This window comes from Pseudomonas sp. R-28-1W-6 (assembly GCF_009799925.1).
Classification (GTDB): domain Bacteria; phylum Pseudomonadota; class Gammaproteobacteria; order Pseudomonadales; family Pseudomonadaceae; genus Aquipseudomonas.
Map to the genome: position 1 here is coordinate 1 of NZ_WELK01000006.1, position 21,403 is coordinate 21,403.

A 21,403-nucleotide genomic window follows, 5' to 3' on the forward strand; every position below is an offset into this window, starting at 1 on the left:
CCCGGAGCAGCGCACTGGGCCCGGCTCTGCTCGGCCAAAAATCCGGATTTAATTCTATGGTCGCCACTCAATCCTGGGCCCGGAGGCTCCAGTGCATTTGTCTGGTCGTGGTGTGGCGTTGTCGGTGGCGGCGTCGGTGCTGTTCGTGCTGATTCCGGGCTACGTGCGCGAGCTGGCGCCGCTGGATGGGCTGCAGGTGTTCGCCCAGCGCATTCTCTGGTCGATTCCCGCGGTCCTGCTGCTGGTCGCCCTGGCGCGCCAGTGGGCGGTGCTGGGGGCGGCGCTGCTGCGCCTGCGGCGCGAGCCGCTGCTGCTGCCGGCGCTGTTGCTGGCGGCGGCGCTGATGGGCGTGCAGTGGCTGCTGTTCGTCTGGGCGCCGCTGGCCGGGCGCATGCTCGAAGTCTCGCTCGGCTACTTCCTCCTGCCGCTGGCCATGGTCCTGGTCGGCCGGCTGTTCTACGGCGAGCGCCTGCGCCCGCTGCAGCGTCTGGCCGTGGCCTGTGCGCTGCTCGGCGTGGTCCACGAGCTGTGGCTGACCCAGGCGTTTTCCTGGGTGACCCTGGTCGCCGCCCTGGGCTATCCGCCGTACTTCATGCTGCGCCGCTGGATGCGCCTGGATGCACTGTCCGGCTTTGTCCTGGAGATGCTGGTGCTGGCGCCGTTGGCGATCTGGCTGATCCATGCCCATGGCCCGCTCGGCGTGTTCGGCCAGGCGCCGCAGCTGTGGTGGCTGCTGCCGGGGCTGGGCCTGCTCAGTGCCCTGGCCTTCGGCGCGATGATGGCGGCCAGCCGCCTGCTGCCGCTGGGGTTGTTCGGCATTCTCAGCTACGTCGAGCCGGTGCTGCTGTTCGCCCTGGCGGTGCTGTTTCTCGGCGAGACCTTCGATCCCCGGCAGCTGTGGACCTACGCGCCGATCTGGCTGGCGGTGCTGTTGACCGGCTGGGACAGTGCACGCCTGCTGCGCAGGCAGGCGCGCCAGGGCTTCTGAGCGGCTATTGCAGGAGTGGTGGCGAGCGCCGCTGGACAAGCGGCGCGGTTCCCGCGACTCAGTCCAGCACGTTCTGCAGCACTTCGTAGATCAGGCCGGTGGCGATGGCGACCAGCACCACATCGGTGCCGGCCTGCTGCCATTCGTAGCCGTCGTAGTGCGGCAGCTGGCTCTGCAGGCGGCTGTCGAAGCGCTTGGCGATCCCCGGTGGCAGCGGCTTGCCGCGCGCCAGGTTCTTGCGGATGCCCGGCGGCAGGGCCTGGGTCGGGCCGATCAGCTCGCGGTTGTTGCCGAGGGTGATGCGCACCTGGCCGATATCGATGCTCGGTCCGTGCAGGTCGACCTGCACTTCGTCATTGCCGCCGCCGTGCTTGTCCTGCTTGTCGTTTTTGGGGGCGGCCAGTGCGCTGTTCAGGCCGATGGCCAGGGCCAGGCCGGTGACTGCGAAAAGCAAGGAACGGGACATGGAATTACTCCGCAAAGAAGCAGGGGCGAGTGGTGGCGCGCAGAGGCTGCGCCCCTGCAGTGTGGCTGAAAACCCGCTGCGCTGCGACGCCGGCGATAACGGCTTTTGGCGCTGGTTCACGAACGGGCTGCCGGCCTGCTCAGGCGGCCACGCGAGCCCGCCCTGCCAGCAGGCGCAGGATGGCGTTGAGCAGCAGGCCGTAGAGCGGCACGAACAGCATCAGGCTGACGGCCAGCTTGACGCCATAGTCCACCGTGGCGATTTCCACCCAGTGCTCGGCCATGAAGGCGTTGCTGCTGCGCCAGAACGCCACGGAGAAGAAGGCGAAGGTATCCAGCAGGTTGCCGACCATGGTGGACAGGGTGGGGGCGATCCACCACTGCGGCAGGCGGCGCAGGCGGTCGAACACCTGGATGTCGAGCACCTGGCCGAGCACATAGGCGAGGAAGCTGGCCACGGAAATGCGCAGGACGAACTCGTTGAACTGGCCCAGTGCTGCCAGGCCATGGAAGGCGCCTTCCTGGAACAGCACCGAGACCACATACGAAGCCAGCAGCGCCGGCAGCATGACCCGGGCGATCACCTGGCGCGCCGGGCCCTTGCCGAGCAGGCGCACGGTCAGGTCGGTGGCCAGGAAGATGAACGGGAAGCTGAAGGCGCCCCAGGTGGTGTGCCAGCCCAGCAGGGTGATCGGCAGCTGCACCAGGTAGTTGCTGGCGATGATGATGAGGATGTGGAAGGCGATCAGCACCGCCAGCGCGGAGCGCCGACGCTGCTCGGGAAGCAGGGACATGGGGCAGACCTTTTTAGTCAATGGGGTTAGGGAACCCATGCCCGCCGGGATTGGCAGGCGGCGCGCATTCTATCCGCTTGTTCAGCTTTGTACAAAAAACAGACAGTCTCCGGCGTGGCCTGGCCTACCGGCAAACTGCCGTTCGGCCGGTGCTGGGTGGCTTTTTGCATAACAGAGGCGGTCATTTACCCTGACAACCGGTAATCTATGCGGCTGTTTTGCTGATTTTTTGTCGAGGTATGCCCCGTGTTCGCCCAATTCGCCCTGCATGAACGCCTGCTCAAGGCCGTCGCCGAGCTCAACTTCACCGAGCCGACGCCGGTACAGCAAGCGGCGATTCCGCCGGCACTGGAAGGACGCGACCTGCGGGTGACGGCGCAGACCGGCAGCGGCAAGACCGCGGCCTTCGTCCTGCCGCTGCTCAACCGCCTGATGGGCGATGCCCTGCCGCGGGTGACCATCCGTGCGCTGATCCTGCTGCCGACCCGCGAACTGGCGCAGCAGACGCTCAAGGAAGTCGAGCGCTTCTCCCAGTTCACCTTCATCAAGTCGGGGATGATCACCGGCGGCGAGGACTTCAAGGTCCAGGCCGCCATGCTGCGCAAGGTGCCGGACATCCTCATCGGCACCCCGGGGCGCCTGCTCGAGCACCTCAACGCCGGCACCCTCAAGCTCAACGACGTGGAAGTGCTGATCCTCGACGAAGCCGACCGCATGCTCGACATGGGCTTCGCCGAAGACGTGCAGCGCCTGGCCAAGGAGTGCGCGAACCGCCAGCAGACCATGCTGTTCTCCGCCACCAGTGGCGGCAATGGCCTGCGCGAGATGGTCGCCAGCGTGCTGCGCGAGCCGGTGCACCTCAAGCTCAACAGCGTCAGCGAGCTGAACGAGGGCACCCGCCAGCAGATCATCACCGCCGACCACAACTACCACAAGGAACAGCTGGTCGAGTGGCTGCTGGCCAACGAGACCTACCAGAAGGCGATCATCTTCACCAACACCCGGGTCCAGGCCGATCGCCTGTGGGGCAAGCTGGTGGCGGCCGAGCACAAGGTGTTCGTCCTGCACGGCGAGAAGGACCAGAAGGACCGCAAGCTGGCCATCGACCGCATCAAGCAGGGCGGCGCCAAGGTGCTGGTCGCCACCGACGTGGCCGCCCGTGGCCTGGATGTCGACGGCATGGACCTGGTGATCAACTTCGACATGCCGCGCTCCGGCGACGACTACGTGCACCGCATCGGCCGCACCGGGCGTGCCGGTGGCGAGGGCCTGGCCATCTCGCTGATCACCCACAGCGACTGGAGCCTGATGTCGAGCATCGAGCGCTACCTCAAGCAGCGGTTCGAGCGGCGCAACATCAAGGAGCTGAAGGGCATCTACCAGGGGCCGAAGAACCTCAAGGCCTCCGGCAAGCCTGTCGGGCCGAAGAAGAAAAAGGTCGACAAGAAGGACGCCAAGAAGACCGGCGCCAAGGCCGCCGCACCGAAGCGCAAGCCGACTGCGCGACCGAACAACGCACCGTCGGCGGTGGTCAGCCAGGACGGCCTGGCGCCGCTCAAGCGCAAGAAGCCGGCGGCGGAGTGAAACCAAAGAGGGGGCCCGAAGGCCCCCTCTGTGTTTCTGCGTGGCGCGATCAGGGCACGATCAGGATCTTGCCGTCGCGCTCGCCGCTGGCCGCTGCGGCGATGGCCTGCTTGATCTGGCTGATATTGAAGGTGGCGGCGACGCGTGCCTTCAACTTGCCGGCGGCGATCAGCTGGGTCAGTTCGCCGAACACCTTGAACTGCTCGGCCGGGGTGGCCTTCTGGAACCACTTGGCCAGCCAGAAGCCGCGCAGGGTCACGTCGCGGAAGACGAACGAGGCGGCCGAGACCTGGCACGGCTGGCCGCTCATCAGGCCGTAGTTGACCAGCACGCCGCCCTCGCAGAGGGACGCGGCCAGGTGGTCGGTGGCCTCGCCGCCGATGGCATCAATGCCCAGGCGCACCGGCGCGCCGCCGGTGGCTTCGCGCACGCGCTTGAACAGGTCGGGGCCGTCGACCAGCACCACGTCGCCGCCTTCGGCCTGCACCCCGGCAATCGCCGACTCGCGGCGCACCACGTTGATGGTCTTGAAGCCGCGCAGCTTGGCCAGCTGGATCAGGTAGCCGCCGACCCCGGAGTTGGCGGCGTTCTGGATCACCCAGTCGCCCGGCTGCAGGTCGACGAACTGGCTGAGCAGCAGGGAGGCGGTCGGCGGGTTGATGGTCATCATCGCCAGTTGCTGCGGGTCGGCGTCCGGCAGCGGGATCAGCTTGTCGGCCGGGGCGTGCAGGTGGGTCACCCAGGTGCCGCAACCGACCGGCAGCAGCACGGTCTGGCCGACCTTGAGGTGCTTCACCCCATCACCCAGCTGTTCGATCCGGCCGACGCCCTCGTTGCCGCCGATCGCCGGCAGCGGCGGCAGCATGCCGTATTCGCCGGTGAGGGTGAGCACGTCGGAGGGGTTGATCGGTGCCGCCAGCACCTTGACCAGCGCCTGCCCGGCCGGCAGCGGCGGCAGGGTCAGTTCGACCGCTTCGATGACGTCCTGGGGCACCTTGCCGCGGTGCTGGTATTCGGCTTTGAGCATGGGGATTCTCCAAGGGGACACAAGGCAGTTAAGACCTCTGAGTCTAGCCCCTGGCGACCGCCTGCGGATGAATCGCCTGGCATACGTATGGCTGATGGCATGTTGTCGGCCAGGCAGCCTATTCTTGGCCGTGGATCGGGGGGTGGGCATGCGTTGTTGTGGCTGGCTGGCGGGGTTGATGGTGTTGACGGGCGCTGCGGCGGCCGAGCCGCTGCATATCGGTTTCGGTACGCACAAGCCGCCCTATGTGTTCGAGGGCGAGGCGCGGGGCCTGGAGTACGACCTGGTGGCGGCCGCGGCGCGGGAGGCCGGTTTTACCCTGCACGCGCATTACGCGCCGATGGAGCGCCTGCACCTGGCGCTGCGCCGCGGCGATCTGGACGGTATCGCCACCACCAACCCGCGCAGCGGCATACCGGCGCACTACTCGGCGACCTATATCCATTACCACAACGCGGCCGTGGCCCTGAGTTCGCGCGGCTACCGGATCAGCAGCATCGACGATCTGGCCGGCTATTCGGTGAGCACCTTCCAGCGCGCGCGTTACCTGCTCGGCCCGCAGTTCCAGGCCATGGCCGCCGCCAATCCGCGCTACCGCGAGGAGGCGCAGCAGATCAATCGCAACCGCCTGCTGTACAGCGGGCGGGTCGAGGTGGTGGTGGGCGATCCGCGCATCCTGGCTTACTTCAATCGCGAGGTGGCGGGGCAGGTGGACACCCACCAGGCGCTGACCTGGTACCAGGTGCTGCCGGCCACGCCCTACAGCGTCGGCTTTCGCCTGGATAAGCAGCGCGCGCGTTTCGACCGCGGCCTGGCGGCGATTCGCGCCAGTGGCGAGTACCTGCGGATCGAGCAGCGCTACGCCGATTACTGACGACGGGGCCTCAGAACCTGTTCAAAGTCTCGCGAGCTAGAGCCAGGCAAGGCGAAATCGGGCGAAGAAGCGCAGTTTACGAGTTGTAAATGAGCATTCTGAGCCCGATTTCAACGCAGCATGGCCGACGCGCAGCAGACTTTAAACAGGTTCTCAGAACTTCTCGTTCGGCCCCAGGTAGCGCCACTGCCCGACCGGCAGCTTGGCCAGGCCGGTGCGGCCGATCCGCAGGCGGCGGATGCCCACGACCTGCAGGCCGACGCTTTCGCACATGAAGCGGATCTGCCCTGGTTGCACCGCCTTGATGGCGAAGCGCAGGCGGTTCTCGCTCTGCCAGCTGACCTTGCACGGCGCCAGCGTCACGCCCTTGTAGCTGAGGCCGAAGGCCAGGCGCTTGAGGCCGTTGCCGATCATCTCGCCGCCGACCTCGACCACGTATTCGTGTTCCAGCTGGTCGGCATCGTCCTTGAGCAGGCGGATCACCGAGCGGTTCTGGCTGAACACCAGCAGGCCGCTGGCATCGGTTTCCAGCGGGGTGAGCATGTCCAGGCGGGTGAAGTGGCGCTGCAGCGGACGAATGCCGCTGGCATCGTTCTCCATCTGGTTGGCCCGGGTCAGCAGCTGTTGCACCGAGTTGGCGCCCAGGCCGCAGCCCATGCCGGCCGGCTTGTGCAGGATGAGGGTAACCGGCGGCAGGGTTTCCGCCACGGCCCCCGGCAGCAGGGCGATCTGCTCGTCGCGCACCTTGAACTGCGGCTCTTCCACCACGCGGCCGTCGACGGTGACCCAGCCGTTCTCGATATACAGCTCCGCCTCGCGGCGCGAGCAGGGCAGCTGTTGGGTCAGGCGTTTGGACAGACGCTCGGGTTCGCTCATGGTGGCTACAGTCACAAAAGGAAATGAACCGTGATTGTAACCGGCCTGGGCCTGCCGCCGGGACTGTGCGACAACAATGCTGCCATTGAGGAGGAAAACCCATGCTCAAGCACCTGTTGCCTGCGGGCCTGTGCTGCCTGCTGCTGGGCCTGCCGCTGCCGGCCTCGGCGGCACCGGAGAACAGCGAACTGGGCGAACTGACCCTGGAGGTGCTGGTGGGCGGCCTGGAGCACCCCTGGGGCCTGGCGTTCCTGCCCGATGGCCAGGGCAGCCTGATCAGCGAGCGGCCCGGACGCCTGCGCCGGCTGGATGGCCAGGGCCGCCTGTCGGCGCCGCTGCACGGCGTGCCGGCGGTGTTTGCCCAGGGCCAGGGCGGGCTGCTGGATGTGGCGCTGTCGCCGGATTTTACTCGCGATCGCCTGGTCTACCTGAGCTATGCCGAGGCGGATGCCAGCGGCGAGCGGGCCGGCACGGCGGTCGGCCGCGGCCGGCTGAGTGACGACGGGCGCAGCCTGGAGGGTTTTACGGTGATCTTCCGTCAGCAGCCCAAGCTGTCCACTGGCATTCACTTCGGCTCGCGCCTGGTGTTCGATCGTCAGGGGCTGCTGTTCATCACCCTGGGCGAGAACGGCCAGCGCACCGCGGCCCAGCAGCTGGACAAACTGCAGGGCAAGCTGGTGCGCCTGCATGCCGATGGCCGCATCCCGGCGGACAACCCCTTCGTCGGCCGGGCCGGGGTGCGCGGCGAAATCTGGTCCTACGGCCATCGCAATGCTCAGGGCGCGGCGCTCAATCCCTGGAGCGGCCAGTTGTGGCTGCATGAGCACGGTCCGCGCGGCGGCGATGAAATCAATATTCCCCAGGCCGGCAGGAACTACGGCTGGCCGCTGGCGACCCACGGCATCGACTACAGCTTCCTGCCGATCCCCGAGGCCGAGGGCGAGCGGCTGGCTGGCACCGAGCCGCCCCACCATGTGTGGGAAAAGTCGCCGGCGCTCAGTGGCATGGCGTTCTACTCGGCCGAGCGCTTTCCGGCCTGGCGGCACAGCCTGTTCATCGGTGCCCTGGCCGGGCAGGCACTGATCCGCCTGCAACTGGACGGCGACGAGGTGGCGCACGAGGAACGCCTGCTGGCCGAGCGCGGCTGGCGCATCCGCGATGTGCGCCAGGGGCCCGACGGCTATCTCTACCTGCTGACCGACGAGGCCGACGGCAAACTGCTGCGCCTGGGGCTGCGACAGCCCTAGGGTGCGCCGTGCGCAGCAGGGTCTGGCTTGTGGTGCGCACGGCGCACCCTACGGGGCGGCGGCGCCTGGCGCTTAGTGCGCCAGGGTTTCCAGCGTGTCTTCCGGGGCCTGCACGGCGATCAGTTCCGGCGGCAGCGGCTCGGTGACCACGCTGAAGTCGCTGATGCGGATGGCGCCGCGGCCTTCGCCGAGCAGGTGGAAGGAGAACGCCTTGCGCGTCTTGGGGTTGTCGAAGTCGAAGCTCAGCGTCACCGTCTTGCCGCGCTGCAGGGCCGGCAGTTCGGGGATGCTCAGTTGCACGTCGCGGTCGAACTCCTTGGTCTTCAGGCGCAGGCTGGCACCGTGGCGGTCGAGGCGCACGGCCTCGATCTTCAGGGTCACGCGGGTGCGCGTGCCTTCGGGCATTTCCAGGTATTGCGCGCCGATCAGGTTGTCCGCCCAGTCATCGCGCGCCTCGGTTTTCAGGTCGATGCGCTCGCGGTTGGCGAACTGGTAGCGCTGGCCGACCTGGCCACCGCTGATGGACTGGTCGAGCAGGGCCGCGCGCTGGCTGACCAGGCGCGCCTGCTTGCCGCTGATGCGCCCGAGGTACTCGGCCTGCTCGGCTATGAAGCCCTTGCTGGCATAGCGCCGGCAGACCTGCTGGAAGTTGCACTCGGTGAACACGGCGCCATCGTGCTGGCGCAGCATGCCGTTGGTGTAGGACATGATTTCGCGGCTGGTGGTGTAGTCGCGAAACAGCGAGCGCCCGGCGATGTTGTCCGGCACCGGCAGGGCGAAGTAGTCGAGCACCGAGGCGGTCAGGTCGACGTGGCCATAGACGCCGGGCTTGACCTTGGGCAGCGCGGCCTGGTCGGGCGCCAGCACCAGGTTGAAGCCCCAGGCCGAGGCCAGGCGCACGTTTTCCAGGCCGTGGGACTCGTCGGAGGTGACGATCACCAGGGTGTCCTTGAGCACGCCCTGTTTTTCCAGCCCGGCGAGGAAGTCGGCCACCGCGTCGTCCAGGTAGCCGATGGCGGCCTGCTTGGCGGTGGGGTAGCGCTCCAGGTATTCCTTGGGCGCGGAATAGGGCTGGTGGGTGCCGACGGTGAGCAGGGTGAGCATCCACGGCTGCTTGTGCTGGCGCAGTTGCTTGACGTATTTCAGCGCACCCTCGAAATAGGCCTTGTCGTCCATGCCCCAGGGGAATTCCAGGTAGGGCTTGTTGCGGAACCACTCGCGGCCGTGGGTCTGCTGGAAACCCATTTGCGGCATGATCTGGTCCTTGGCCATGAAGCGCAGCCCGGCGCCCTGCAGGAAGTGGGTGCTGAAGCCCTGGGAACGCATCTGCGCCGGCAGGCACTGCTCGCTGCGCGCCGGGTTGTTGAGCAGCTCGACGCCCTTGGGCGTGCCCGAGTCGAGCTTGCTGTAGTCGCCGCAGAGCATGGCGTACAGGCCGCGGATGGTCTGGTGGCTGTGCAGCACGTAATCGGGGGTGGTCATGCTGCGCTCGGCCCACTGGCTCAGGCGCGGCATCAGGTCTTCGCTGTAGCTGCTGCCGATCGCCGCGCGGTTGGCGGCGATATAGGCGCCGGGAATGCCTTCCAGGGTGACGATCAGCACGTTGCGCGCCTTGCCGGCGCCGGCCAGCAGCGGCGTCCCGCTGAGGTCCAGCCTGGCCAGACCGGCGATATCCGGCGGGCTGTTGGCGTCGTCGCCGTCGAGCCAGTCCTCGAGGCCGTGCTGGGCGCGGTTGAGGCTTTCCGCCAGGAGCTTGTGCGGCAGGTTGAACTGCTGCCACTGGTCGGCTTCGCTGGGGTTGAAGCGCTGGTCGGCGGCGTGCCCCAGCAGCAGGGCCAGCGGCACGGCCAGGCTGTAGCGCGGCAGGGCCGGCCAGCGCTGGCGCCCGCTGAACAGGCAGGCCAGGGCGACGCCGATCAGGGCGACGGCCAGCCCCGGATAAGTGATCCCGGCGCCCTGGGTGGAGCGGCCGACGAACTGCGGGTCACTCAGGTATTTCAGGTCGCCCGGCTCGGGCATGCGGCCCACGGCCGTGACCAGCTCGGCGTTGCCCAGCAGCATCAGGCCCCAGGCCAGTATCAGCGGCACCGCGAGCAGCGGGCGGCGGTAGCTGAGCAGCAGCAGCAGGCTGCCGATGCCGAGGTCGGACAGGTAGCCGGCCAGGCTCGACCAGCCCAGCCAATAGCGGCTGGCGACTGGCAGGATGATGAACAGCAGGCCGAGGGCGCAGAGCGACACGGCAGGGTACGGCAGCCAGCGGCTGAAAGGACGCACAGGGGCTCCTGAGATCGGACAGCGAGAATCCGTGTAGCTATGACCAGTTCGGCGAGCCGAAGTTGCTGCCTGCCATGATTCTGAAACATGACCGTGCTATGCGCCAGTGGCGAATGCAAACCGGCCGCAGGCGAGGAGCGGGCATGCCAGGCGATGAAGGGACGCCGGCCATTCGCCCGCCGGGGCAGCGCGCGGCAGTGGCAACGGGTAGAATGCCGGCCTTGCAGACAAGGTGGTGAACATGGCTCTGATCGGGCGCTACAACTCATTGCAGGTGGTCAAGCAGGCCGATTTCGGCCTCTATCTCGACGGCGGCGCCGACGGTGAAATCCTCCTGCCCAACCGTTACGTGCCCAAGGGCGAGCCGAGCGAAGTCGGCGACTGGCTCAACGTGTTCGTCTACCTGGACAGCGAAGACCGCATCATCGCCACCACCGAACGGCCCAAGGTCCAGGTGGGCGGCTTCGCCAGCCTCAAGGTGGTGGAGATCAACCGGGTCGGCCTGTTCCTCGACTGGGGCCTGCCCAAGGATCTGCTCCTGCCGCATTCGGAGGAGAAGCGTCCGCTGCAGGTCGGCGACTACTGCGTGGTGCATGTCTACCTGGACAAGCGCACCAAGCGCATCACCGCCACCGCGCGCCTGGACCGCTACCTGGATAACACGGCGCCGCGCTACAAGGTCGGCGAAGCCGTGGATCTGCTGGTGGTGGAGCAGACCGACATGGGCTTCAAGGCCATCATCAACAACCAGCATTGGGGCCTGATCCACAAGAACGAGGCATTCAAGTTCCTGCGCAGCGGCATGCAGGAGAAGGGCTTCATCAAGGAACTGCGTGCCGACGGCAAGATCAGCCTGAGCCTGCAGCCGGTCGGCCAGGCCGCCGCCAGCAGCCTCAGCGAGCAGATCCTGGCCCGCCTGCGCGAGCAGGGCGGCAGCCTGGCGTTGAGCGACAAGAGCGAGCCTGCGGCCATCAGCCAGGCGTTCGGGGTGAGCAAGGGCAACTTCAAGAAGGCCATCGGCGGCCTGTTCAAGCAGGGGCTGATCGTCATTCACGACGACCGCATTGAGCTGGTCTGAGTTCGGGCTTCTTGTGGGGGGCGCCGCGCGCGCCAGAGGCCTTGCGCGGGTGTTACCGAAGCCCTTGAGCCTTCCCTAACCCCTGCTCAGGGTTTGCGCGCCACCAGCACGGCGCGGGTCGGTGCCGGCAGGCCTTCGACGGTGCGGCCGTGGTCGGCCGGGTCGAGGAAGTCCGGCAGCGACTGGAAGCGCATCCAGTCGGTGGCGCGCTGTTCCTCGACGCTGGTCACCGACACGTCCACGCACTGCACGTCGACGAAGCCGGCGCGCCGCAGCCACAGCTCCAGCGCCGGCACCGAGGGCAGGAACCAGACGTTGCGCATCATCGCGTAGCGGTCCTCGGGCACCAGCACCTGCTGGGCGTCGCCTTCCACCACCAGGGTTTCCAGCACCAGTTCGCCGCCCTTGCGCAGGCAGTCCTTGAGCTCCAGCAGGTGGTCGATGGGCGAGCGGCGGTGGTACAGCACGCCCATGGAAAACACCGTGTCGAAGCCTTCCAGTCTGGCCGGCAGCTCTTCCAGGGCCAGCGGCAGGTGCCAGGCCGGCAGATCCGGCAGGTAGCGTTTCACCGCGAGGAACTGGTTGAGGAACAGCCAGTTGGGGTCGATGCCCACCACGCTGGCGGCGCCGGCGCCGAGCATGCGCCACAGGTAATAGCCGTTGCCGCAGCCGACATCCAGCACGCGCTTGTTCTTCAGGTCCAGGTGCGGGGCGACCCGCGCCCATTTCCAGTCCGAGCGCCATTCGGTGTCGATGTGCACGCCGAACAGCTCGAACGGCCCCTTGCGCCAGGGGATCAGGCCCTGCAGGGCACCGAGCAGCTGGGCACGGGTGGCTTCATCGCAGGGGCCGTCAAGCCGCAGCTGCTCGCGCAGTTCCTGGTGTTCGGCCTGCAGCGCCGGCAGGCTCTGCACGGCGGCGTACCAGCGCTGCAGGTCGCCGTGGCCGACGGCCAGTTTGGCGTCGATCTGCGCCGGCAGGTCGGCCGCCCAGTCCTGCAGCGGGCTGCCGGCCAGGCTCTGTTGCAGGGCGTCGAGGTCGAGGGCGGCGATCACGGCAGGGCCACCAGCGAGGCGAAGTTGAGGCACTGGAACCACGGCACCACCTGGCTGAAGCCGGCGGCGAGCAGGCGTTCGCGGTGCTGTTCCAGGCTGTCCGGCTTCATCACGTTTTCCAGGGCGCTGCGCTTCTGGGCGATTTCCAGCTCGCTGTAGCCGTTGGCGCGCTTGAAGGCGATGTGCAGGTCGGTGAGCAGGGCGTTCTGCTGCTGGTCCTCGAAACGCAGCTTCTCCGAGAGGATCAGGGCGCCGCCCGGCAGCAGGGCCTGGCGGATGCGCGTGAGCAGCGCCAGGCGCTGCTCGGGGGCGATGAACTGCAGGGTGAAGTTGAGCGCCACCAGGGACGCCGGCTGAAATTCCAGGGCGAGGATGTCGCCTTCCTGCACCTCCACCGGCAGCAGCTCCTGGAACATCGAGTCCTGGGCGTGCAGGTACTCGCGGCAGCGCTCGACCATGGAGTGCGAGTTGTCCACCGCGATCACCCGGCAGCCTTCCGTGCGTACATGCCGGCGCAGGGCCTGGGTCACCGCGCCCAGCGAGCTGCCCAGGTCGTACAGTGCCGAGTTGGGTTGGGCGAACTGCGCGGCTAGCACGCCGATGTTCTCGACAATGGTCGGGTAGCCGGGCACCGAACGCTTGATCATGTCCGGGAACACCCGCACCACGTCCTCGTTGAAGGTGAAATCCTGCAATTCGGCATGGGGCTGGGCGAAGAGGCGGTCGGGCTGGGTGGTCACGGCAATTCCGGGCGTTGGGGCGAAAAGGCCGGCATTTTAGCCAAGTGCCGGCCCCGGCCCAACCACCATCACTTCAACTGGTCGGAAAAGAACTCGCCGGCGCCCTGCAGCGGGCCCAGCGGGTTTCGCTTGACCTCGTAGCGACGGATGTTCGGTTCGCCGTTGCTGACCTTGTGCACCAGCATGTCGTCGACCAGCACGAACACCGCGCGGAAGGTCCAGCCCTGCAGCTCGCGTTGCTTGCGGAAGTTCAGCACGTCGGCCCAGAAGCTGCCGACCCGCTGGGTGTCGGTCTTGTGGAACTCGAAGGCGTAGCCGATGCAACGGTCCTTGGCCTCCAGGCACTGGATCAGGCTGGCCGGCAGGTAGTCGATGGGCACGTTGGGCTGCACGAACATCAGGCGCAGGTCGATGAACGAGAGCATCTTGCCGTTGCCCTGGGCCAGTGGGTCGAAGCCCAGGGAGAACAGCTCCGTGCGCGTGGTCTTGCCGGGCACGGCCTGGGCGTAGCGGACTTCCGCATCGAGATAGTCGCTGAACGGCGAAATCGCCTCGGCGCGCTCGCTGGGCAGCAAGCTGCTGCAACCTGCCACGCACAGCAATGGGAACAACATGATGACCCATGTGTGGCCGCGCATCATCCTCTCCTGAATAGCCCCTATCTCTCTCTATAGACGATTTGGCGAAGGCCTGCCGTCTCAAAATTTGGACACTGGGTAAGGGCTTGTTACACCCGCGCCGCGCTCAGGCTGGCGAGGGCCGCGGGGCCGGCGCTGCGGATGGCGGGGGCTCGCCTCAAGGGCCTAGGCCGGCCAATGGATGCTCGTCCTGGAGCGCTGGCGAGCGGCTGGCGTGGCTTGCTCGGCAGGGCCGTCGAGAGCTTGCCCAGCGTCCTTGTCGGGGGAGGCTTTCCCGACGAACGGGGGCGCGGGGCTACCCTTGGCCACCGGTTGTCGAGCAGCTCGCTACAGCCGCGGGCTGGCCGGCAGCGCCGCGGCGTCGGCCGTGCGAGGCTGGTTCGGCGGCAGGGCGAGTACCGAGGCGGCGATGCCCCACTGGCCCAGCCAGTAGCTGAGGATGATGGCGTAGCGGGCGCCTTCGAAGGGGGCGACGAAGCGGTTGAGGCCGATCAGGCTGTCCGACAGCACGAACAGCAACGCGCCGCCTGCGGCCAGCCAGCTCGAGCGGGCGCTGCCGGCCATGCCCAGGCGGGCCAAAGCGCGCCAGAGCATGCAGCCGATGGCCAGGCTGTAGAGGGCGACCGGCAGCAGCAGTTCGCCCAGGCCGCTGCTGGCCAGCAGGGTGAACATGCCGCCGGCGACCAGGCCGGCCAGCAGCAGGGCGACCGGGGCCGGGCGCCGGCAGGCGCCGAGGTAGGCGAGCAGGTAGGCCAGGTGGGCGAGCAGGAACGCGCCGAGGCCGAAGACGAACAGGTCGGCCGGCCACTCCAGCAGCAGGTCGCCGGCCAGGGACAGCAGCAGGCCGCTGCCGATCCAGCGCCGGTAGGTACTGGCTGGCGCGGTGCGCAGCCACAGCAGCAGGGCGATCATCGGCAGGGGCTTGCTCAGCAGGCACAGGGTTTCGAGTTGCAGTTGCAGGCCGAGCAGGAACAGGGCAACGCCGCCGAGGGCGAGCAGGCAGACAGACAGGCGCATGGGTGGGCTCTCGTTTTTGCCTATTATTGCCGCTGGGCACCGGGGGCACAGGGCATTGCACGCCAGGGCGAGCGGCCAATGGCGTCAGCGCGCTGCCGGCGCATCCAGCCGGCTCAGCGCACCTCGATCCGGCAGTCGAGGGTCTTGGCCGGTGCCACCCCGGTTTCCCAGGGCCGCTGGTAGTACATCAGCAGGCGCCCGCTGCCGCTCTGCTGCACCTGGTAGCGCCAGGTCGACTGTCCGGCGCTGCCAACCAGGCCGGCGTCTTCCGGAGTGGTGTAGACCTCCGGGCCGAGGCTGCGCAGCACGCCCGGCGCGGCATCGGCCACCACCCAGCGGAATCCGGTGGTCGGGTTGCTGGGCAGGCGCACGGTCAGGGTCTGGCCGCTGCGCAACTGCATCGGGCACTGGCCCAGCTGCTTTTCCTCCAGGCTGACGCTACTGGGTTGCTGCTGGGCGCAGGCGGCCAGGAGGATGAGGGCGGCGGGCAGCAGCAGGCGCAGGGGGCGGTTCATGGCGGGGCTCCGGTCGAAACGAAAACCCGCACAGCATAGCGGTAATGGGCCGGCGCTGGCATGGCCCCGCTGTGCGGGGCGGCATGCCGGGCGCGGCGGTCAGTCGAAGAGCAGCTTGGCCACGTCGGCGAAGCGCTTGGCGAAATGCACGCTGAGCCCTGCCTTGAGGTAGTCCGGCAGCTCGGCGAAGTCGCCGCGGTTGGCTTCCGGCAGGATCAGTTCGAAGATCTTCTGCCGCCGCGCGGCGATGACCTTCTCGCGTACCCCGCCGATTGGCAGCACCTGGCCGGTGAGGGTCAGCTCGCCGGTCATCGCCACGCCTTTCTTCGGCGCCTGGTTGCGCGCCAGGGAGAGCAGCGCGCTGGCCATGGTGATGCCGGCGCTGGGGCCGTCCTTCGGCGTGGCGCCTTCCGGCACGTGCAGGTGGACGAAGGCCTGGTCGAAGAAGCCGGGGTCGCCGCCGAATGGCTTGAGGTGCGAGCTGATATAGCTGTAGGCGATCTCTGCCGACTCCTTCATCACCTCGCCCAGCTGGCCGGTGAGCTTGAAGCCGCGATTGAGGGTGTGGATGCGCGTGGCCTCGATCGGCAGGGTGGCGCCGCCCATGCTGGTCCAGGCCAGGCCGGTGATCACCCCGACCCCCGACAGCAGCAGCTCGCTGCGGAACACCGGCATGCCCAGGTAGTTTTCCAGGTCCCTGGGGCCGATCTTCACCTTGCGCTCCGGCTGCTCCAGCAGCTGGACCACCGCCTTGCGCACCAGCTTGCCGAGCTGCTTCTCCAGCTGGCGCACCCCGGCTTCGCGGGCGTAGCCGTCAATCACCGCCTTCAGCGCCGCGTCGCTGATGCTCAGCTGGGTCTTGCGCACCCCGGCTTTCGCCAGTTGCTTGGGCCACAGGTGGCGCTTGGCGATGGCCAGTTTTTCCTCGGCGATATAGCCGGACAGGCGGATCACTTCCATGCGGTCGAGCAGCGGGCCGGGAATCGAGTCCAGGGTGTTGGCGGTGCAGACGAACAGCACCTTGGACAGGTCCAGGCGCAGGTCCAGGTAGTGGTCGAGGAATTCGACGTTCTGTTCCGGGTCGAGGGTTTCCAGCAGCGCCGAGGCCGGATCGCCCTGGAAGCTGGTGCCCATCTTGTCGATCTCGTCGAGCATGATCACCGGGTTCATCACCTCGACGTCCTTCAGTGCCTGCACCAGCTTGCCCGGCAGGGCGCCGATGTAGGTGCGGCGGTGGCCCTTGATCTCCGCCTCGTCGCGCATGCCGCCCACGCTGAAGCGGTAGAACGGCCGGCCCAGGCTCTCGGCGATGGACTTGCCGATGCTGGTCTTGCCCACCCCCGGCGGCCCCACCAGCAGCACGATGCTGCCGGCGATCTCGCCCTTGAAGGCGCCGACGGCGAGGAATTCGAGGATGCGCTCCTTCACGTCATCCAGGCCGGCATGCTGGGCATCCAGCACCCGGCGTGCGCGCTTGAGGTCGAGCTGGTCTTCGACCAGCACCCCCCAGGGCACGCTGGTCGCCCAGTCCAGGTAGTTGCGCGTCACCGCGTATTCCGGCGAGCCGGTCTCGAGGATGGCCAGCTTGTTCAGTTCCTCGTCGATGCGTTTCTGCGCCTGGGGCGGCAGGCTCTTGCCGTTGAGGCGGGCGCGGAACTCGTCGACGTCGGCGCTCTTGTCGTCCTTGGTGATGCCCAGCTCCTGCTGGATGATCTTCAGCTGTTCCTTGAGGAAGAACTCGCGCTGGCGCTCGCCGATCTGGCGATTGACCTCGGCCGACAGCTCGTTCTGCAGGCGCGCCACTTCCACCTCCTTGCGCAGCAGCGGCAGCACCTTCTCCATGCGCTTGAGGATCGGCACGGTGTCCAGCACCTCCTGCAGCACGGCGGCCGGGGCGGTGGTCAGGGTGGCGGCGAAGTCGGTCAGCGGCGAGGGCTGGTTGGGGCTGAAGCGGTTCAGGTAGTTCTTCAGCTCCTCGCTGTACAGCGGATTGAGCGGCAGCAGTTCCTTGATCGCATTGATCAGCGCCATGCCATAGGCCTTGACCTCGTCGCGCGGGTCGTCGGCGTTCAGCGGGTATTCCACCTCGGCCAGGTAGGGTGGGCGATGGCGCTTGAGCCAGCCGCGAATGCGCACCCGCGACAGGCCCTGGGCGACGAACTGCAGCTTGCCGTCGACGCGGCTGGCGTGGTGGATGCGCACCAGGGTGCCGTGCTCGGGCAGGCTGGTGGTATCGAAGTGGCGCGGGTCATCCAGCGGCTGGTCGACGTAGAACAGCGCCAGGCATTTGTGCTCGGTGTTGGCTACCAGGTCGAGGGTTTCGGCCCACTGCTCTTCGCTGACGATGACCGGCAACACCTGCGCCGGGAAGAACGGGCGATTGTGGATCGGGATGACGTACAGCTTGTCCGGCAGGTTCTGCCCCGGCAGGGCCAGGCGGGTGCCCGGGGCCGTGATGATTTCCGCGTGGTTGTCTTGCTCGCTCATGGGACCTTCCAGATCATTCGCTCTGCAAGGATAGATGGGGCGAGCCCGCCGGCTTTTCAATCCGCCATTCAGTTCAGGCGCTGGCGCAGCTGGCCGAGCTGCTCGTCGATCAGCGGGGTGAGCAGGCTGAAGCACTCGGCCGGGGCGATCAGCACCCGCGGCGGGTCGATCAGCTGTCGCTGCAGGCTGTCCAGGGCCCGCGCCAGGCTGCTCTGGCGGGCCGCACGCGGTTGCAGGCGCAGGCTCAGGTAGCGCAGCTGCACCTGCAAGGGCAGCGGGCAGCGCGCGGCCCCGGCGCCGCGTACGGCCAGGCCGCGCAGGCGCGCCAGTTCCTCCAGCTCGCGGCAGTCGCGGGCGATGCCGGTGGGCTCGGCGTGCAGGCCGACCAGCTGCAGCTCGAGCAGCTGGATGTGCTCCAGCAGCTGCTCGATCAGCTGGCAGTGGCCGTCGAAGTCGTCGGCCTGCTGGCGCAGCGGCAACCAGTGCCGGCGCAGTCCGTCCAGGGCCGGCTCGGCCGGGGCGTCGCGCCAGAGCGCGTCGATTTCCGCAGCCAGGGCCTGGCATTGCTGACGGGCCGGCGCACCGCTCTGGCCGCCGAGGCCGCGGTGCTTTTGGATCCGCTGGAGCAGCTCCAGGCACAGCAGCAGGCCTTGCTGCAGGGCCTGGCGGCGCTGCTGCGTGCGGCCGCGCTTGCGCCAGCGGAACAGGCCGGCGCCGAGCAGCAGGGCGGCACTGGCGGCGCCGGCGAGCAGGAGAGTGGGGCTCATGGCGCGGTGCCTCCGGTCAGGCGGGTGAGGTACAGGGTGAGGTCGTGCAGCTCGTGGTTCTGTGCGCTGTGCTGTTGCAGGGCGCCGCCGATCTCATGCAGCTGCTGGTTGAGCGACTGGTTGGCCTGGGTGTGCTCGGCCAGGGCCTGGCGCATGGCGCCGAAGCGCTGCAGGGTGTCCTGGCTGAACTCGGCCTGGGCCTGCAGCTGCTCCGCCAGCTGGCTGCTCTGCCGGCTGCTGGCGTCCAGCAGGTCGCGGTGCTCGTCGACTTCGCCGTGCACCTGGCCGACGGCCCGGGTGATCGCGCCGACCACGCCGGTGATCTCGCTGGCCGCGCTGTCGGTGGATTGCGCCAGGTTGCGCACCTCCGCGGCGACCACGGCGAAGCCGCGGCCATGCTCGCCGGCGCGGGCCGCCTCGATCGAGGCATTCAGGGCCAGTAGCTGGGTCTGCTTGGCCAGCGCCTGGATCAGCTGCACGGCGCGCTCCACCGCGCCGGTGTGCTGCAGCAGCTGGCCCACCGCTTCGGCGGTGCGGCCCAGGCTGAGCTGGATGCCGTGCATGGTGGTGCCCACATGTTGGGCGTCCTGCCGGCCGTCCTCACTCATTTGGTGCATCCGGGCGAAGGCCTGCAGCGCCTGTTCGGCCAGGCCCTCGATGTGCAGCAGGGTCTGGCTGATTTGCTCGCTGGCGGCGGCGATCATGTCGACCCGCTGGCTCTGCTGCTCGCCCTGTTGCTCGGTCTGCCTGGCCATGCGTTCCAGCGCGGCGCTGGCGAACTGCACCTCGCTGCGCAGGCGTTCGGCACTGCGTTGCTCGCCGCTGCAGCTGACCAGCAGCTGCGCCGCTTCGGCCTGGCCGCCGAACAGGCCGGCGAGCTGCTGCAGGATGCGCTGCTGGTCGCGCTGCAGGCGCCGCCAGAGCAGGTGCTGGGCGCCGCCGAGATAGAGCAGCAGGAACAGCAGCGCGGCGGCCGGGTAGGGCTGGCCGAGCAGGGCCAGCAGGGTGGTGGCGAGGGCGAGCAGGGCGAGCAACCAGGCCCGCACAGCGCCGCAGCGTTCCAGGCAGTAAACGCCGAGTTCCAGCATAGGGGCATCCAACTTCAGACAGGGCAGTAATGCCTGGGGCGTAGCAAGATGCTGGCCAGCCGGGCAGATTTGCCTGCCGCCTGTCGGTAGCCCTGTCGTCGGGCGGCCCGACTGGGTAAAGTGCAGGCTTCCCCCCGACCTGTGCCCGCACATGCTCAAAGCCCGCCTGCTGCGCCTGGACGACCAGGCCCACGAACATGCCCACGACTATCACCAGCTGGTGATGTCGCTGTCCGGGCGCGCGGAATTCGAGGTCAATGGCCGCGGCGGCGAGGTCTGCCGCATGCGTGCCTGCCTGGTGCCGGGCGATGCCGACCACCAGTTCGCCGGCATGGGCGACAACCGCATGCTGATTCTCGACCTGAACGAGCAGGATACGTCCGCGGAAGACCTCAGCCTGCTCGCCGAGCTGTTCGAGAGCCCGCGCTACCCTGCGCTGGATGCCGACTTCCAGAACCTGCTGAGCTACGCCGGGGCCGAGCTGGCGCGCTATGGCAGCGACCCGCACCTGGCCCGCGCCCTCGGCGGCGTGCTGCTGCGCGCCCTGCACCTGCGCCTGTTCGGCGCGCAGACCGCACCGGGGGGCGGCGCGCTGGATGTCGAGCGGCTCGACCGCTACATCGCCGAGCACCTGGCGCGGCGCATCACGGTGATCGAGCTGGCCCAGGTCGCCTGCCTGAGCCCGAGCCACTTCCACGCCCAGTTCAAGGACAGCCTCGGCCTCACCCCGCACCAGTACCTGCTCAAGACCCGCCTCGACCGCGCCGCGCGCCTGCTGCGCGAGAGCCCGCTGCCGCTGGTGCGGATCGCCGAGGAGTGCGGGTTTTCCAGCCAGAGCGCGCTGACCACGGCGATGCGCCGCTACCTCGGCCTTACCCCCAAGCGTCTGCGCAACCAGTAAGAGTCGGGCCTGCGACGAACCCGCCAGGCGGGTTCGCGGCGCCATCCAGCGTTAGCGCAGACTCAGTCGCCGGTCGCCACCGGGCGGGCCGGGTCGGTGATCCATTCGCTCCAGGAACCGGCATACAGCTGCGCCAGCGGGTAGCCGGCCAGGCACAGGGCGAACAGGTTGTGGCAGGCGGTGACGCCCGAGCCGCAGTAGGCCACCAGTTCCTGCACCGGGCGCTCGCCGAGCAGGGCGGCGAAACGCTGGCGCAGCTCGGCGGCGGGCAGGAAGCGCCCGTCGCTGTCCAGGTTGTCGGTGAACAGCGCGCAGCGGGCGCCGGGGATATGCCCGGCGACCGGGTCCAGCGGTTCCACCTCGCCGCGAAAGCGCGGCAGGGCGCGGGCGTCGAGCAGGGTCAGGGCCGGGCTGTGCAGGTCCTGCTGCAGCTGCGTGGCATCGCGCAGCAGGCTGGCGTCGGCCTGGCCGCTGAAGCTGCCGGGGCTGACCGCCGGGGTGGCGGTGTCCAGCGCCAGGCCGGCGGCCTTCCAGGCCTTGAGCCCGCCATCGAGCAGGTACACGCCCTCGCGCTTGCCCAGCCAGGCCAGCAGCCACCAGGCGCGTGCGGCGAAGGCACCGGGGCCGTCGTCATACAGCAGCACCTCGCTGTCCTGGCTGATGCCCCAGGCGCGCAGGCGCGCGAGCAGTTGGGTCGCGTCCGGCAGCGGGTGGCGCCCGGTCACGCCCTTGTGCACCGGGCCGGACAGGTCGCGTTCCAGGTCGGCGAACTGCGCGCCGGGGATATGCCCCTCGGCGTAGCTGCGCGCGCCATAGCCCGGGTCGTCGAGGGCGAAGCGGCAGTCGAGGATCACCAGGTTCGGCTGGTGCAGGCGGGCCTGCAGTTGAGCGGGGCTGAGCAGTTGCGCGAGCGGCATGGGAACTCCGTTGGCGGATGCGGGACGGTAATCAGCATAGGAACAGGGCGAGGCGCTGTCGCCCTGCTCCG

General features: G+C 68.3%; 20 protein-coding genes. 6 read left to right on the forward strand and 14 right to left on the reverse strand.

Annotation, left to right across the window (positions count from 1 at the left end; translation table 11 throughout):
- The first annotated feature begins 91 nt into the window (after positions 1-91).
- On the forward strand, positions 92-988 hold the full coding sequence (gene rarD, locus F3I62_RS12890) for an EamA family transporter RarD (protein WP_160490042.1): 897 nt from the start codon (positions 92-94) through the stop codon (positions 986-988).
- Between the two features lie 58 nt (positions 989-1,046).
- On the opposite strand, the gene F3I62_RS12895 is transcribed toward rarD, so the two are convergent.
- Together F3I62_RS12895 and F3I62_RS12900 are read right to left on the reverse strand one after the other, a co-directional pair.
- A complete protein-coding gene (locus F3I62_RS12895) occupies positions 1,047-1,454 on the reverse strand; it encodes an anti-virulence regulator CigR family protein (protein WP_160490043.1) in 408 nt (135 codons plus the stop codon).
- Between the two features lie 139 nt (positions 1,455-1,593).
- Positions 1,594-2,247 carry a 7-cyano-7-deazaguanine/7-aminomethyl-7-deazaguanine transporter gene (locus tag F3I62_RS12900; RefSeq protein ID WP_160490044.1) on the reverse strand — a complete coding sequence of 218 codons (654 nt, stop codon included), beginning with the start codon at positions 2,245-2,247 and terminating at the stop codon, positions 1,594-1,596.
- A gap of 246 nt (positions 2,248-2,493) precedes the next feature.
- On the opposite strand from F3I62_RS12900, the gene F3I62_RS12905 reads away from it, so the two are divergent.
- Entirely contained in the window at positions 2,494-3,831 is a 1,338-nt protein-coding gene (locus tag F3I62_RS12905; RefSeq protein ID WP_160490045.1) for a DEAD/DEAH box helicase, read from the forward strand.
- 49 nt (positions 3,832-3,880) lie between these two features.
- Here the strand turns inward: F3I62_RS12905 and F3I62_RS12910 are convergent, their stop codons facing one another.
- The gene (locus F3I62_RS12910; protein WP_160490046.1) at positions 3,881-4,858 is read right to left on the reverse strand and encodes a zinc-dependent alcohol dehydrogenase family protein; all 978 of its coding nucleotides are present in this window, start codon (positions 4,856-4,858) and stop codon (positions 3,881-3,883) included.
- 178 nt (positions 4,859-5,036) lie between these two features.
- Between F3I62_RS12910 and F3I62_RS12915 the strand changes: the two genes are divergently transcribed.
- The gene (locus F3I62_RS12915) at positions 5,037-5,732 is read left to right on the forward strand and encodes an ABC transporter substrate-binding protein (protein WP_160490047.1); all 696 of its coding nucleotides are present in this window, start codon (positions 5,037-5,039) and stop codon (positions 5,730-5,732) included.
- 153 nt (positions 5,733-5,885) lie between these two features.
- On the opposite strand, the gene F3I62_RS12920 is transcribed toward F3I62_RS12915, so the two are convergent.
- The gene (locus F3I62_RS12920) at positions 5,886-6,608 is read right to left on the reverse strand and encodes an rRNA pseudouridine synthase (RefSeq protein WP_160490048.1); all 723 of its coding nucleotides are present in this window, start codon (positions 6,606-6,608) and stop codon (positions 5,886-5,888) included.
- A 101-nt stretch (positions 6,609-6,709) separates the two neighbouring features.
- On the opposite strand from F3I62_RS12920, the gene F3I62_RS12925 reads away from it, so the two are divergent.
- Entirely contained in the window at positions 6,710-7,855 is a 1,146-nt protein-coding gene (locus F3I62_RS12925) for a PQQ-dependent sugar dehydrogenase (RefSeq protein ID WP_160490049.1), read from the forward strand.
- A gap of 72 nt (positions 7,856-7,927) precedes the next feature.
- On the opposite strand, the gene F3I62_RS12930 is transcribed toward F3I62_RS12925, so the two are convergent.
- A complete protein-coding gene (locus tag F3I62_RS12930) occupies positions 7,928-10,129 on the reverse strand; it encodes an LTA synthase family protein (protein WP_160490050.1) in 2,202 nt (733 codons plus the stop codon).
- 241 nt (positions 10,130-10,370) lie between these two features.
- Here F3I62_RS12930 and F3I62_RS12935 point away from each other — a divergent pair, with 241 nt between their 5' ends.
- A complete protein-coding gene (locus F3I62_RS12935) occupies positions 10,371-11,207 on the forward strand; it encodes a S1 RNA-binding domain-containing protein (protein ID WP_160490051.1) in 837 nt (278 codons plus the stop codon).
- Between the two features lie 86 nt (positions 11,208-11,293).
- Here F3I62_RS12935 and cmoB read toward each other — a convergent pair whose 3' ends face one another.
- The 8 genes from cmoB to F3I62_RS12975 form a co-directional block, all read right to left on the reverse strand.
- A complete protein-coding gene (gene cmoB / locus F3I62_RS12940) occupies positions 11,294-12,262 on the reverse strand; it encodes a tRNA 5-methoxyuridine(34)/uridine 5-oxyacetic acid(34) synthase CmoB (protein WP_160490052.1) in 969 nt (322 codons plus the stop codon).
- Positions 12,259-13,002, reverse strand: coding sequence for a carboxy-S-adenosyl-L-methionine synthase CmoA (cmoA, locus tag F3I62_RS12945; RefSeq protein ID WP_160490053.1), 744 nt, complete (start codon positions 13,000-13,002; stop codon positions 12,259-12,261). Before cmoA ends, cmoB begins: the two co-directional genes overlap by 4 nt.
- Before the next feature lie 68 nt (positions 13,003-13,070).
- Positions 13,071-13,616, reverse strand: coding sequence for a hypothetical protein (locus F3I62_RS12950; protein WP_372240127.1), 546 nt, complete (start codon positions 13,614-13,616; stop codon positions 13,071-13,073).
- Between the two features lie 351 nt (positions 13,617-13,967).
- Positions 13,968-14,657 (reverse strand): lysoplasmalogenase, encoded by a 690-nt coding sequence (locus F3I62_RS12955; protein WP_160490055.1) that lies wholly within the window; start codon positions 14,655-14,657, stop codon positions 13,968-13,970.
- A 113-nt stretch (positions 14,658-14,770) separates the two neighbouring features.
- Positions 14,771-15,172: a protease inhibitor I42 family protein gene (locus F3I62_RS12960; protein ID WP_160490056.1), complete on the reverse strand. Its 402-nt coding sequence runs from the start codon at positions 15,170-15,172 to the stop codon at positions 14,771-14,773.
- Between the two features lie 99 nt (positions 15,173-15,271).
- Positions 15,272-17,659 (reverse strand): endopeptidase La, encoded by a 2,388-nt coding sequence (gene lon / locus F3I62_RS12965; protein WP_160490057.1) that lies wholly within the window; start codon positions 17,657-17,659, stop codon positions 15,272-15,274.
- A 68-nt stretch (positions 17,660-17,727) separates the two neighbouring features.
- Positions 17,728-18,426, reverse strand: coding sequence for a hypothetical protein (locus F3I62_RS12970; RefSeq protein WP_256667757.1), 699 nt, complete (start codon positions 18,424-18,426; stop codon positions 17,728-17,730).
- Positions 18,423-19,667, reverse strand: a complete 1,245-nt coding sequence (locus tag F3I62_RS12975) for a methyl-accepting chemotaxis protein (RefSeq protein WP_372240128.1) — start codon at positions 19,665-19,667, stop codon at positions 18,423-18,425. The genes F3I62_RS12970 and F3I62_RS12975 overlap by 4 nt, the downstream gene beginning before the upstream one ends.
- On the opposite strand from F3I62_RS12975, the gene F3I62_RS12980 reads away from it, so the two are divergent.
- On the forward strand, positions 19,666-20,415 hold the full coding sequence (locus tag F3I62_RS12980) for an AraC family transcriptional regulator (RefSeq protein WP_160490059.1): 750 nt from the start codon (positions 19,666-19,668) through the stop codon (positions 20,413-20,415). The two genes, F3I62_RS12975 and F3I62_RS12980, sit on opposite strands and share 2 nt — an antisense overlap.
- Before the next feature lie 62 nt (positions 20,416-20,477).
- Here the strand turns inward: F3I62_RS12980 and F3I62_RS12985 are convergent, their stop codons facing one another.
- The gene (locus F3I62_RS12985; protein WP_160490060.1) at positions 20,478-21,332 is read right to left on the reverse strand and encodes a sulfurtransferase; all 855 of its coding nucleotides are present in this window, start codon (positions 21,330-21,332) and stop codon (positions 20,478-20,480) included.
- Between the last annotated feature and the right edge of the window lie 71 nt (positions 21,333-21,403).